At 61.8% G+C, this 13623-nt stretch carries 7 protein-coding genes; 4 read left to right on the top strand and 3 right to left on the bottom strand.

Annotation, left to right across the window (positions count from 1 at the left end):
- The first annotated feature begins 224 nt into the window (after nucleotides 1-224).
- From gltB to ABDX79_RS09280, 3 genes are all read left to right on the top strand, one after another.
- Nucleotides 225-4964, top strand: a complete 4740-nt coding sequence (gene gltB, locus ABDX79_RS09290) for a glutamate synthase large subunit (RefSeq protein WP_346220005.1) — start codon at nucleotides 225-227, stop codon at nucleotides 4962-4964.
- A 193-nt stretch (nucleotides 4965-5157) separates the two neighbouring features.
- Nucleotides 5158-5793, top strand: coding sequence for a glutathione S-transferase family protein (locus ABDX79_RS09285; protein ID WP_346220004.1), 636 nt, complete (start codon nucleotides 5158-5160; stop codon nucleotides 5791-5793).
- 423 nt (nucleotides 5794-6216) lie between these two features.
- Complete coding sequence (locus ABDX79_RS09280) at nucleotides 6217-7671, top strand: glutamate synthase subunit beta (protein WP_346220003.1); 1455 nt, start codon at nucleotides 6217-6219, stop codon at nucleotides 7669-7671.
- A 123-nt stretch (nucleotides 7672-7794) separates the two neighbouring features.
- Here the strand turns inward: ABDX79_RS09280 and ABDX79_RS09275 are convergent, their stop codons facing one another.
- Entirely contained in the window at nucleotides 7795-9240 is a 1446-nt protein-coding gene (locus ABDX79_RS09275) for an SGNH/GDSL hydrolase family protein (protein WP_346220002.1), read from the bottom strand.
- Between the two features lie 82 nt (nucleotides 9241-9322).
- Nucleotides 9323-10561, bottom strand: a complete 1239-nt coding sequence (locus tag ABDX79_RS09270) for a lytic murein transglycosylase (RefSeq protein ID WP_346220001.1) — start codon at nucleotides 10559-10561, stop codon at nucleotides 9323-9325.
- A 216-nt stretch (nucleotides 10562-10777) separates the two neighbouring features.
- On the opposite strand from ABDX79_RS09270, the gene galU reads away from it, so the two are divergent.
- Nucleotides 10778-11665, top strand: coding sequence for a UTP--glucose-1-phosphate uridylyltransferase GalU (gene galU / locus ABDX79_RS09265; RefSeq protein WP_346220000.1), 888 nt, complete (start codon nucleotides 10778-10780; stop codon nucleotides 11663-11665).
- Between the two features lie 12 nt (nucleotides 11666-11677).
- Here galU and ABDX79_RS09260 read toward each other — a convergent pair whose 3' ends face one another.
- Nucleotides 11678-13498, bottom strand: coding sequence for an outer membrane beta-barrel protein (locus tag ABDX79_RS09260; protein WP_346219999.1), 1821 nt, complete (start codon nucleotides 13496-13498; stop codon nucleotides 11678-11680).
- Between the last annotated feature and the right edge of the window lie 125 nt (nucleotides 13499-13623).

Below are 13623 nucleotides of genomic sequence, written 5' to 3'. Positions count from 1 at the left end.
CGGCTAATAGGACAGCACTGCTGCCATATTTTCGGGCCGGGAGCCGCGGGTCCCGAGCGGCCTGACAGAAGAAGGGCGCCGCCGTGTTCGCCATGGACGGGATGCCCTTAGGCGGATGGATACACTTGCGGACCGCGCGAATGCCCCGTAACCGCGTAACCCATCAAAGACGATTGTAAAAAACCGCGTCGGCCCCGGCGACGCGTGGATAGGACGACGACGCGATGACGAAGATGACGCCATCCCTCGAACTCAGCGCTTCGAGCGCGCCAACTGCGCTGAGCGCGAACAGCGCTGCTCAAGCTGTGAAAGGCGAGTTCGACCGGGCCCGGCCGACGCGCGCCGGTCTTTACGATCCGCGCAACGAGCACGATGCCTGCGGCGTCGGCTTCATCGCCCATATGAAGAACGAAAAGTCCCATTCGATCGTCGAGAAGGGCCTCGAAATTCTGGAAAACCTCACCCATCGCGGTGCGGTGGGGGCGGACCCGCTGATGGGGGACGGCGCGGGCATGCTCGTCCAGATCCCGCACGAGTTCTTCAAATCCGTCATGGCCGAACAGGGCGTCGATCTGCCCGAGCCCGGCCATTACGGCGTCGGCAACATCTTCATGCCGCAGGACGATGCGATGCGGTTCCGCATCAAGGACATCGTGGAGGAAGTCGTGCGCTCCGAGGGGCAGACGCTTCTGGGCTGGCGCGAAGTGCCCGTTTCCAACGAAAGCCTGTCCAAGGCGCCGGAAATCGTCGCCACCGAGCCGATGCACCGTCAGCTCTTTATCGGCCGCTCGCCGAGCATCGAGAGCGACGACGAGTTCGAGCGTCGGCTCTATATTCTGCGCAAGGTCATCTCCAACCGCGTTCAGGCGGAGGAGGACGGCCGCGATCACGGGTTCTATCCCGTGTCGCTGTCCTGCCGTACGATCATCTACAAGGGCATGTTCCTCGCCTATCAGCTCGGCCAGTATTACGCCGATCTGAAAGACGAGCGCTTCAAGTCCGCTCTGGCGCTGGTTCATCAGCGGTTCTCGACCAACACCTTCCCGTCCTGGAAGCTGTCCCATCCCTATCGGATGATCGCCCATAACGGCGAGATCAACACCCTGCGCGGCAACGTCAACTGGATGGCTGCACGACAGGCATCGGTCGATTCGGAACTGTTCGGCAACGACATCTCCAAGCTCTGGCCGATCTCCTACGAGGGCCAGTCGGACACCGCCTGCTTCGACAATGCGCTCGAATTCCTGGTGGAGGGCGGTTATCCGCTCTCCCATGCGATGATGATGCTGATCCCGGAAGCCTGGGCCGGCAACAAGCAGATGGCGCCGGAAACCAAGGCGTTCTACGAATATCACGCGGCTCTCATGGAACCATGGGACGGTCCGGCGGCCGTCGCCTTCACCGATGGCCGCCAGATCGGCGCGACCCTCGACCGGAACGGCCTGCGCCCCGCGCGCTATGTCGTCACGGACGATGATCTCGTGATCATGGCTTCTGAGGCCGGGACGCTCGCCATCGACGAATCCAAGGTCGTCAAGAAGTGGCGTCTCCAGCCCGGCCGTATGCTCCTCATCGATCTCGAAAAGGGACGCATCGTCTCCGACGAGGAGATCAAGAAGGAGATGGCAGGAGCGCATCCTTACGCGGACTGGGTCAAGAACACCCAGATCATCCTCGAGGACCTGAAGCCTGTCGCCCCGCGGGCATCGCGCTCGGACGTCTCCCTGCTCGATCGCCAGCAGGCCTTCGGCTATACGCTGGAAGATACCCGCGCGCTGATGGCGCCCATGGCGACCACCGGCCAGGAGGGCATCGGCTCCATGGGCACCGACACGCCGATCTCGGCGATGTCGGGTGAGGCAAAGCTCCTCTACACCTATTTCAAGCAGAACTTCGCGCAGGTCACGAACCCGCCGATCGATCCGATTCGCGAAGAGCTGGTGATGAGCCTCGTCTCCTTCATCGGTCCGCGTCCGAACATCTTCGATCTGGAAGGCCTTTCCCGCAAGAAGCGGCTCGAGGTGCGCCAGCCGATCCTGACGAACGGCGATCTGGAGAAGATCCGCAATATCGGCCACACCGAGGATCGCTTCGATACGAAGACGATCGACATGACCTATCCGGCGACGCAAGGGGCCGGTGGCATGGAAGGCGCGCTCGACCGGCTCTGCGAGCGGGCCGAGGCGGCGGTCGTCGGCGGCTACAACATCATCATCCTGTCCGATCGTCAGGTCGGTTCCGATCGGCTGCCGATCCCGGCGCTGCTCGCCTGTGCGGCCGTGCATCATCATCTCATCCGCAAGGGTCTCAGAACGGCGGCGGGTCTCGTTGTCGAGTCCGGCGAGCCGCGCGAGGTTCACCATTTCGCATGCCTTGCGGGCTACGGCGCGGAGGCGATCAACCCCTATCTCGCCTTCGATTCCCTGCTTGCCATGCATCAGCGCGGCGAGTTTCCGCCGGAGGTCGACGCCAATGAGGTGGTGACCCGCTACATCAAGGCGATTGGCAAGGGCATTCTGAAGGTCATGTCCAAGATGGGCATCTCGACCTATCAGTCCTATTGCGGCGCGCAGATCTTCGATGTGGTCGGCCTCAACTCCGAATTCGTCGAGAAGTACTTCACGCGCACCGCGACGACGATCGAGGGAATCGGTCTGGCCGAGGTCGCGAAGGAGAGCGAGCAGCGGCATGCCGCTGCTTTCTCGGACGATCCGGTTCTGGCCCGTTCGCTCGCGGTTGGCGGCGAATATGCCTACCGCATGCGCGGCGAGAAGCATTTCTGGACGCCGGACAACGTGGCGACGCTTCAGCACGCCGTGCGCACCGACAGCTGGGAGCGCTATCAGGAATACGCCGCCCAGGTGAACGAGGCGACCACGGAACAGCAGACCATTCGTGGCCTGTTCCGGATCAAGGGCGCAGAGGAACAGGGGCGCAAGCCGATCCCGATCGAGGAAGTCGAGCCTGCCAAGGATATTGTCCGGCGCTTCGTCACCGGCGCCATGTCCTTCGGCTCGATCTCGCGCGAGGCTCATACGACGCTCGCCCGCGCCATGAACCAGATCGGCGGCAAGTCGAATACCGGCGAGGGCGGCGAAGAGTCGGATCGCTTCCAGCCCTTGCGCGATGGAGCCGCAAATCCCGAGCGCTCGGCCATCAAGCAGATCGCGTCGGGTCGGTTCGGCGTAACGACCGAATATCTCGTCAACGGCGACATGCTGCAGATCAAGATCGCCCAGGGCGCAAAGCCGGGCGAGGGCGGGCAGCTGCCCGGCCACAAGGTGGATGCGACCATCGCCAAGGTGCGCTTCTCGACGCCGGGCGTCGGCCTCATTTCGCCTCCGCCGCATCACGATATCTATTCGATCGAGGATCTGGCGCAGCTAATCTACGATCTGAAGAACGTGAATCCTGCGGCTGATATCTCGGTCAAGCTGGTCTCGGAAGTCGGCTGCGGTACGGTTGCTGCGGGCGTTGCCAAGGCGCGTGCCGACCATGTCACGATCTCCGGCTATGACGGTGGTACCGGTGCCTCGCCGCTGACCTCCATCAAGCATGCGGGCTCTCCCTGGGAGATGGGGCTTGCCGAGACCCAGCAGACGCTGGTGCTCAACGGCCTGCGCTCACGCATCTGCCTTCAGGTCGACGGCGGACTGCGCACCGGACGCGACGTGCTGATCGGCGCGCTGCTCGGGGCGGACGAGTTCGGCTTCTCCACCGCGCCGCTGATCGCGGCCGGCTGCATCATGATGCGCAAGTGCCATCTCAACACCTGCCCGGTGGGTGTCGCGACCCAGGACCCGGTCCTGCGCCAGCGCTTCAAGGGCGCGCCGGAGCATGTGGTCAATTACTTCTTCTATGTCGCGGAAGAGGTGCGCATGCTGATGGCGGAGATGGGCGTAAAATCCCTCGCCGAGCTGATCGGCCAGTCCGAATGGCTCGACAAGCGTGAGGTCATCGAGCACTGGAAGGCGAAGGGGCTCGACTTCACCAATGTCTTCTTCAAGCCCAAGGCCGAGAACGAGGAGATGCGCTGGACGAAGCTCCAGAAGCATCCGATCGACGATGTTCTGGACCGCAAGCTCATCAGGCAAGCCGAGGCTGCACTCACCTCTCGCCAGAAGGTCGAAATCGAGACGGAGATCACGAATGTGGATCGTTCGGCTGGCGCCATGCTTTCGGGCGAGGTGTGCAAGCGCTTTGGCCTGAAGGGCCTGCGGAACGATACGATCCATGTGAAGCTGAGCGGCACGGCCGGCCAGAGCTTCGGCGCGTTCCTCGCCCATGGCGTGACGTTCGAGCTCTCCGGTGAAGCCAACGACTATGTCGGCAAGGGCATTTCCGGTGGACGCATCATCGTCAAGCCGAAAGAGGACTCCAGGATCGTGCCCGAGGAGTCGATCATTGTCGGCAACACGGTGCTTTACGGCGCGATTTCCGGTGAGTGCTATTTCCGGGGCGTCGCCGGCGAACGTTTTGCCGTGCGCAACTCGGGCGCAGTCGCCGTCGTTGAGGGCGCTGGCGACCATGGCTGCGAGTACATGACCGGCGGCGTCGTCGTCATTCTCGGCAAGACCGGCCGCAACTTCGCGGCGGGCATGTCCGGCGGCGTGGCTTATGTCTTCGACGAACTCGGCGATTTCTCCGAGCGCTGCAACATGGCGATGGTCGATCTCGAACCGGTTCCGGAAGAGGACGACCTCCTCGAGAAGCTTCACCACCACGGCGGTGATCTCCAGCACAAGGGGCGCGTCGACGTCTCCTCGGACATGACGCGCCACGACGACGAGCGGCTGTTCCAGTTGATCTCGAACCATCTCCATTATACCGGCTCGACCCGGGCAAAGGAGATGCTCGACAACTGGGAGCATTACCGTCCGAAGTTCGTGAAGGTCATGCCGGTCGAATACCGCCGCGCGCTGCAGGAAATGGAGCGCATGAAGATGGGCGTCGCCGCGGAATAACGCCGTCCGTCGCAGCCAGATCGAGGGCCCTGGATGCTCCCCCGCATCCGGGGCCTTCTTCGTGTCAGGCTACGCGGCGAAACTTGCGGTCCCGGCTGCCATCGCTTCTCACTCTCTGGTCCCTAAGTAGGGCAACGAGGCGCGCGTCGTTTTTCGCGCGTCAATGCCACGATAGAAAAAGGATAAAAATCATATGGCCGATTACAAACTCTGGGGCTTTGATGGCTCCACCTATGTGCGCACCGTCAAGATGGTCTTCGCCGAGAAGCATGGCGGCAATTACGAGCAGGTGCAGGTGAACGTTCTCGAAGGCGAGCCCAAGAGCGAAGAGCATCTTGAGCGTCATCCCTTCGGCAAGGTGCCGGTGCTCGATCACAAGGATTTCCGGATCTACGAGACGCCCGCGATCTGCCAGTATCTCGACGTCGTCCTGCCGGGGATCGCGCTGATCCCGTCCGACCCGAAGAGCCGGGCGCGCATGGACATGGTCACCAACATCATCGACTCCTATACCTACGGCCCGGTTGTCGGTGGCGTGGTCGCGTATCATCTTTTCCCGGATTTCGTTGGCGGCAAGGACGAGGACGCGCACAAGCAGGGTCTCAAGGATGCCAAGCATGCGCTGACCCAGCTGATGAAGATCAAGGGCTCGGATCAGTATCTCGCCGGCGAGCAGATCTCGATCGCCGATCTCTATCTCGCACCGCTGGTCGCCTACATCACGATGACGCCGCATAAGGACGAGTTCCTCAGCGAAATCGACGGCCTTTCGGACTGGTGGGAGCTGATCTCCAATCGCGAGAGCTTCAAGGCGACCGATCCCTCCTGATCGGTTCGGGCTCGTTCCGCAGCCGCGACAAGCGGCAATGTCTGGCATGTGCCCTTGGGCATGTGCCAGTTTTTGTGTGCGGGTGCCGGCATCGGCTTCGAGCTGTTGTCGCAAGATCCGCCGCGAGACTGAAAGCGAAGCCGGCGGCCCTGCCGATCGCCCGGCTCATTCGGAATCTGCTAGTGGGATGCCATCAAGCCCGTATCGGGTAAGCCGTACGCCCGGTGGTATTACTGCGGCGCACGCGCTTGCGCTCGATGTTGTTTTGATGACAGACAAACAGAAAGAAATCCCGTATATCCCCGGCCCGCGCATGGAAAACTGGCAACGGGGCTGACGCGGGTGACAAAATCTCTTTAGAAGAGATTGAAAGGCGCGTCTTGCAGCGCACCAAAAGTGGAACACGGTTGGATAGAGACGGATATGGGTAAGGTTACCGGCTTTCTTGAAATCGATCGGCAGACGCCGAAATACCAGCCGGCCTCTGACCGCATCCGACATTTCAAGGAATTCACGCTTCCGATGTCGGAACCGGAGGTCACCAAGCAGGCGGCGCGCTGCATGGATTGCGGCATTCCGTACTGCCACGGGCCGACGGGCTGTCCCATCCACAACCAGATCCCGGACTGGAACGATCTCGTCTATCAGGGCGACTGGGAAGCGGCGATCCGCAATCTCCATTCCACCAACAACTTTCCGGAATTCACCGGGCGCATCTGCCCCGCGCCTTGTGAAGAGGCCTGCACGCTGAATCTCGAGGATACGCCGGTCGCGATCAAGACGGTCGAGCAGGCGCTGGCCGACAAGGCCTACGAGCTCGGTATGATCCAGCCGCAGCCTCCGAAGGCAAAGACCGGCAAGAGTGTCGCCATCATCGGCTCGGGGCCGGCTGGCCTCTCAGCGGCACAGCAGCTCGGCCGGGCAGGACACGATGTCCATGTCTACGAGCGCGAGTCGCGCCCGGGCGGGCTGATGCGCTACGGCATTCCCGACTTCAAGATGGAGAAGCACTACATCGATCGCCGCTGCGAGCAGATGGAAGGCGAGGGCGTCAGCTTCTTCTGCGGCGTCAATATCGGCGTCGACAAGACGGTCGAGGCGCTTCTCGCCGAATATGATGCGGTGCTTTATTGTGGCGGTTCGGAAAAGCCGCGCGCCTCAGGCATCCCGGACAATGGCCTCGTCGGCGTCTACGACGCGATGCCCTATCTCGTGCAGCAGAACCGGCGCGTCGGCGGCGAGAATTCCGAGAGCGTCGGTTGGCCGAACGAGGAAATCTGGGCCGGCGGCAAGCATGTCGTGGTCGTCGGGGGCGGCGACACGGCGTCCGACTGCGTCGGAACAGCCTTCCGCCAGGGCGCGGTGAAGGTCACCCAGCTCGATATTCGTCCGCAGCCGCCGCAGACGGAGAACAAGCTCACCGTCTGGCCCTACTGGGCAACGAAAATGCGGACGTCCTCGTCCCAGGCCGAAGGCGCGGTGCGCGAATTCCAGATCGCGACGCTTGAATTCGTTGGCGAAGACGGCGTTCTCACCGGCGTGAAATGCGCGGAGGTCGACGAGAAGCGTCAGCCGATCGAAGGTACGGAATTCGTCATTAAGGCCGATCTCGCCTTCATCGCCATCGGCTTTGCCGGCCCGATGGAGACCTCGGTCATGGCCGAGCTCAAGGAAGCGCTGAAGACGGATGCGGATCGCCGGGGCAATGTCTCGGTTTCGGCCGATGATCGCGAGTACAAGACCTCCGTCGAGAAGCTCTACGCCGCTGGCGATGTTCGCCGTGGTCAGTCGCTCGTGGTGTGGGCGATCCGCGAGGGCCGTCAGGCGGCTCGGTCGATCGATCTGGCTCTCATGGGCGAGACGACCCTGCCGCGCTGATCGTCGATATGATCATCCAGCACCTGGAATGAAGAAAGGGCGGCCAATCGGTCGCCCTTTTCATGTTCAGGATGCTGTTTTCAGATCGAAGAACGGATACGAAGAAGCTTGGCTTCCTGCCCTTCAGTCGGGCGATGCAAGACCTGTCTCGGCGTCGCTGTCGCCATCGCTACTCCCGCCGTTCTGCCAGTCCTCGATGATCGCATCGAGGATTGTCGGCATTTCCTTGGGCGGCTCGATGCCGGACGATTCGTTGAGCGTCTTCAGATCGATCGATCCACGATAGACGACTGGCGGATCGCTGCGGATCGCGCCCGATTTGGTGTTCCAGGCGAAATTGTCGGCGCGGCCTTCCTGGCTTCTCAGCTGATCGCCGTTGAGAACGAGCCGGTCTCGCGGTGACATCTCAAGAGAAAATGCGGTCTGGCCCGAGCCCGTACCGAGCAGAGACTCGCTGCCGTCGAGGCCCGGATCGCTGAGCCCGACCGGCGCCGCCACCTGAGCGCTCGCGGCATTGGACAGCGGCTGAAGCTGGATCGTCGGCAGAGATTCCTCACCAAGGGCGATATGCGCAGCCGCATTGCCAAGAATCGGCAGAAGAGCCTTTTCGGTGAAGAAGGCGAGCTTCTCGTCGCCTGCATCCGTCATGCTTAAGCCGTCGCTGCCTCTCAGCCGCGCCGTCTGACCGTTCACATCCGGTCCCGAATAGATGAAATCGCCATTCTTATCGACGAAGCCGTCCCAGATGCTGACGAATTCCCCGGAGACCCGTTCCGCGGCGCGGCGATAAATATCGTTGAAATAGACCATGTCCTCGCTCATGGAATCGTATTTGAACGAGGGCATGCCGACCCAGATCAGGGGCACGTTCTTTTCTTCTGCGATCTTGGCGAGATCGGTCGCACGTTTCTCGTACTCGGCCGTCCAGCCATCGGAGCGAACGGCGAGCGTTGCCCCTGAAACACGAATGGGCTGACGATCGTTCGCACCGATCATCACTGCAAGCACATCGGGCTTCGTCTCATCGATGAGGGGACCGAGATTCTTGCCCCAATCGTAAAAATCGTCGCGCACGAGGCCGGACGATCCGTTCGTTTTAGATGTAACGACCACCATCTCGTCGTCGGCGAAGGCCTCTTCCAATCCATCGGCAAGGGAAGCGCCCATGAAGTCCCCGACCACGAGGATCTTCTTGGCATTGTCCCTCTTGTCAGTCGTGTCGCTCGTCACTGCTGCCGGTGCCGCGCTGGCTGGCGCTGAGCGGGCAGTATTCCGGGAACTCGATCGCTTTTGCTGATCCGCACTGCGCTTCTTGCGCGTGACCGATCGCTTTTGCGGTGTCGCCGCCTTTCGCTTGCGGATCACGCGCTTCTTGATGGTCCGGCGCGGCTGTTCGGCACCAGACCCGCCACCGAAGATCATGTCGACGATCGTGCGCGGGCGCTGCTGCGCCTCGGCCTGCGACGCAGGCAGCATCCCCGTCATCGCGACCGCGAGGACGAGAATGACCGCTATCGCCCGGATCCATGGCGTCGTGACCTGTTTGCGGTTGGTCGCGAATGCGGTCATTCGGCTGGCTCCATCATGAATGTTGGCATGGCTCGTGTCTTGGGTCTTAAAGCCATGCCGACATGTCCTGTTCCTGCGGCTCTCAGTTCTGGCGCAGATAGTTCAGAACCGCCTTGGAAGGATTTCCATCCGCCGGCATTCCGGCCCGGTTCTGGATGGCTGTGATCGCGCCCTTGGAGCCTGAGCCGATCTTACCATCGATCTTGCCGTCATAAAGCCCCATGGCGGCAAGCCGTTTTTGAAGCTCGAAGCGTTCGTCCATGGAAAGCGGCGTATAGCCACGCGGCCAATCCTGCACGAGGCCGCTATAGCCGCCGATCTGATCGCCGAGCATGCCCACCGCGAGCGCATATTTGTCGGCGTTGTTATAGCTCTTCAGGACGAAGAAGTTCTTCATCATCAGGAAGGCCGGACCGTTGTCCCCGGCGAGGCGAATGAGGTTCGCACGATCGCCGATATTGGGAAGTGGCCGGCCATCGGCGCGGGTGAAGCCCAGCGAGGCCCACTGACGGATCGTCCGGTTGTCGCGCTCCAGCTTGCCGCCGCGATACTGCGCGGGAACACGAACCTCGTAGCCCCAGGTCTTGCCGCTTTGCCAACCATTTTTCCGAAGCAGGTTCGCCGCGGTCGCCAGGGCATCGGGCACCGAGCCCCAGATATTGGGATGTCCGTCACCGTCGATGTCGGAGGCATAGGCGCGATAGCTGGTCGGAATGAACTGCGTATGGCCCATGGCGCCGGCCCAGGAGCTCTTCAGGTTCGTCGGAGAGACATGGCCGTCCTGAACGATCTTGAGCGCCGCGATCAACTGTTCGCGGGCGAACTTGGCGCGCCGCTTGTCCAGATAGGCGAGGGTCGCCAGCGAGCGCGGCAGGCTCTTCATGACGTCGTCGCGCTTGAGGATCTCGCCGTAATTGGTCTCCATCGACCAGATGGCGAGCAAAATATCGCGGTCGACGCCATAGCGGCCCTCGATGCGGTCGAGCCAGCTGGAGAGCTGGCGGCGATAGGCCTGGCCTGTCCGGACCTGCATCTCGTTGACGCGGTTGTCGATGTAATCCCAGACCGTCGCGCGGAATTCCGGCTGGTAACGGGCCTTTTCCAGAACGTCCGGGTCGGGCTCGGTCACGCCGGCGAACGCCGAGCGGTAGACGTCCCGGCGAACGCCGTTCTGCGCTGCGGTGTTCTCGAACGACTGGATCCAGTTGCGAAATCCCTGGTCCGCATTCGCACTGGCAGGCATGAGGCTGGTGGCGACTGCGAGCGCACAAGCCGCGCCGATCGTTCTCAGCCGCGTATGTAGATTTTCGAAATACTTCATGACTTCAAGCGTTTCCCTCGATAGCTCGCTATCATTCGCTATGATCGGCTAAGAGCATTAACGGTTCGTTTACCCTGAGGACCTGCAAACAAAATCCCCTCGATACCTCAGTGGCTCTTCGCAGCTTTTTTCGGCAAAAGAGAGACAGCGTTGCCTTTTGCAGAGTAAGCCTATCCTTCAACCGGCAACGCCACCAAGATATCTGGAGATCTATCGATGAAACGTGTCCGCAAAGCTGTTTTTCCGGTCGCGGGCCTCGGCACGCGTTTTCTCCCGGCCACCAAATCGATTCCGAAAGAGATGCTGACGGTCGTCGATCGTCCCATCATCCAGTATGTGGTCGATGAGGCAAAGGAGGCCGGGATCGAGCATCTGATCTTCGTGACCGGCCGTTCCAAGGAGGTGATCGAGGATTATTTCGACATCCAGATGGAACTTTCGACGAGCCTGGCCGAAAAAGGCAAGACCGATCGCCTCAAGATCCTGAACGATCTTCAGCCTGCACCCGGAACCACCAGCTTCACCCGCCAACAGGCGCCGTTGGGTCTCGGTCACGCCGTGTGGTGCGCCCGCGAACTCGTCGGCAACGAGCCGTTCGCGCTCCTCCTGCCGGATATGATCATGCAGGCGGAAAAGGGCTGCCTCGCCTCGATGATGGAGCTTTACGAGAAGAACGGCGGGAACGTTCTGTCGGTCGAGGAATGCGATCCGGACGAAACGGACAAGTACGGCATCGTCGGCAAGGGCGAAACGATCGGCGACGGTTTCAAGATCACCGGCATGGTCGAAAAGCCCGATCCGAAGGATGCGCCGTCCAATTTCTATCTGTCTGGCCGTTACATTCTTCAGCCGGAGATCTTCGAGATCCTCGAAAACACCGGTCGAGGCGCGGGCGACGAAATCCAGCTGACGGACGGCATGGAGACCCTCTTCAAGCAGCAGCAGTTCGCCGCCTATCCCTTTAAGGGGCGGACCTTCGACTGCGGCTCGCCGGAAGGCTTCATCGAAGCCAATATCGCCTTCGCGCTGTGGCGGCCCGATATTCGCAACAAGGTGATCGACGATATCGAACGGTTGATGAAGACGGTCGAGCCTCGCGGCTGACCGTTCTTCGCCTTAGCGCTGGATGCGAAGGCCGACGGTGACGGTGTTGGCGGACCAGTCCTGGCTGGGGACGGCCTCGAAGCTCTTTTCGTAATCGTAGCTTCCCGAGAGGGCGAGGGTGCGGTTGAGCCAGTAGGTGAAGCCGACCTCCGCCGCGAGGCTCAGCGGGTCCCTGGCCGCCGTGTCGTTTCGTTCGAGAGCTGCCGTCAGCGTCCCTTCCAGATCGAGGCGGGCGTTGAGCGAATGGATGAGCGCGATCGAAGCCTCGTAATTGGCCGTGGATCCGCCAACGTCCTCGGGCTCGAAAACCGTGCGGGCGGCAAAGACCAGATCGGTGCCGCGCCGCGGTGACCAGGTGAGATTGGCATCGATCGTCGGCGCGCTGGAGGTGGCGCCTTGTTCGGGAATGCTCCAGGCATAACCGGCGGCCACTTCGCCGCGAATCTTTTCTGCAAGATCGAGTTGAAGGCCGGCGCGCAGCGAGGGGATCGTCGCGTCGGCGTCGATCTCGCCCTGTTCATCGAGGATCCGCCTGCCAAGACTCGTCTCGATGAACGGCTTGATCGCGGGCGAAACCCCGAAGGCGGCGCGGGCGGTCGCGGTCGCCGTCGTGTAACTTTGATCGCGTGTGCCCGCAATGGTGGAAAGGTAATGCTCGCGGGCGAGCGTCACGCCACCCGTCAGCGTCGTGCGCGCGATCTCATGGCTCAGTTCTGCTCCGATCGAGCCTGACAGGATTTCCGGCCTGACGGATCCGAGAGCCGAGCCAAGGTCGATGTCGTCGTCTCGGCGATATGCAATCGCGCCGCGCATCGTGGCGCTCGTCAGGGCGCCCAGATCGAGCCGCAAACGACCGTCGAGTGCCGCCTCCGGATTGTTGGGGTCACCGAAGCCGCCGAAGTCACGCCGGTAGGCAAGACGACCGTTGAGTTCGCCTTCGTGCCGCGACCAGTTGGTGAGGGCGCGAACTTTGAGGTCCGTCTGGGAAAATGCTCCGCTTTCACCGCCGGCCCTGCGGTCGATATTCGTCGTAACGCCTGCGCCCTGATAGAGCTCGGGATAAATCGTCAGCGTCCCGGCCCTGAGGCCGACCGGCGCGAAGGGTTTGTCCTGAAGTGCCGGGCGAATGATACTTTCGACGGTCCTTGCGCGACTGTTGGAATTGAGCAGCGAATTGGTTGAGAGCGTCTCGCCCGCAACGCCCGCAGCCAGGGGCGGATTGCCGAACTCGTCGTTGGCGCGGTCCTCGTCGACGCGGTCCTCGTCGACGCGCCCGACCGGCTCCGCAGCTGATCGAAGCGAGGGATACGCGGCTTCCGTTTCGTAGTCTTCGACCGCCAGGGGGGTGTCGTCGTCCTCGTCGAGACCTCCCGGGGCAATCGCCTCGACCGGTGCAACGGGGGATTGGGTCTGGTATGGATCGAGCGTGTCGGCGGCGTCCCCTGGACCTGCAAAGATGTCGAAGGTCTTTGTCTTGGTCTCTGGCTCTTCCGGCTCCGGGCGGCCATATTCCTCGCTGTCCAGACGGTCGACGGTTTCGCCCTCCTGGTAGAGTTCGCGCAGGAGCTCCCGCTCGGAAGGCGTCAGCGCTTCGCTGTCCCTCGTAAACGGAGAGCGGCTCTGGCCGAGCGGCGCGCGGTCCCGCTCTCGCGTCATGGCCGCGTCTTCGCGTCCACGGCGTTCGCTGGCGTTTGATGAGGCCTGCCGCAGCTCAAGCAGAGAACTGTCCTGGGCGTGAATAGAGGAGGGATGCACGAGAAGGCCGGTCATGGCGACGCCTGCAGCGAAGAAGCTGGTCCAGGCACGTCCGTTCTGGTGTCTCTTCCCAGCCATCTTCGATCACGAATTCTCGTTTTTGCGGCCCAAAGGTCGGATGCATTGCCGGCAGCCTTTGGAGAAGATGAAGATTTATGGTTAACAAATCGTTCAATTCTGCCGAGACCGACATCGACGGTCCC

This window comes from Fulvimarina fulva (genome assembly GCF_039652615.1).
In the GTDB taxonomy this organism is placed as follows: Bacteria; Pseudomonadota; Alphaproteobacteria; order Rhizobiales; family Rhizobiaceae; genus Fulvimarina.
The sequence above is the reverse complement of the archived record's forward strand: the minus strand, read 5'-3'. Positions and strand labels throughout refer to the sequence as shown.

Excerpts from the sequence above, each read along its gene's own strand:
- gltB (WP_346220005.1), top strand. The coding sequence starts at position 225 with ATGACGAAGATGACGCCATCCCTCGAACTCAGCGCTTCGAGCGCGCCA.
- ABDX79_RS09285 (WP_346220004.1), top strand. The coding sequence starts at position 5,158 with ATGGCCGATTACAAACTCTGGGGCTTTGATGGCTCCACCTATGTGCGC.
- ABDX79_RS09280 (WP_346220003.1), top strand. The coding sequence starts at position 6,217 with ATGGGTAAGGTTACCGGCTTTCTTGAAATCGATCGGCAGACGCCGAAA.
- ABDX79_RS09275 (WP_346220002.1), bottom strand. The coding sequence starts at position 9,240 with ATGACCGCATTCGCGACCAACCGCAAACAGGTCACGACGCCATGGATC.
- ABDX79_RS09270 (WP_346220001.1), bottom strand. The coding sequence starts at position 10,561 with ATGAAGTATTTCGAAAATCTACATACGCGGCTGAGAACGATCGGCGCG.
- galU (WP_346220000.1), top strand. The coding sequence starts at position 10,778 with ATGAAACGTGTCCGCAAAGCTGTTTTTCCGGTCGCGGGCCTCGGCACG.
- ABDX79_RS09260 (WP_346219999.1), bottom strand. The coding sequence starts at position 13,498 with ATGGCTGGGAAGAGACACCAGAACGGACGTGCCTGGACCAGCTTCTTC.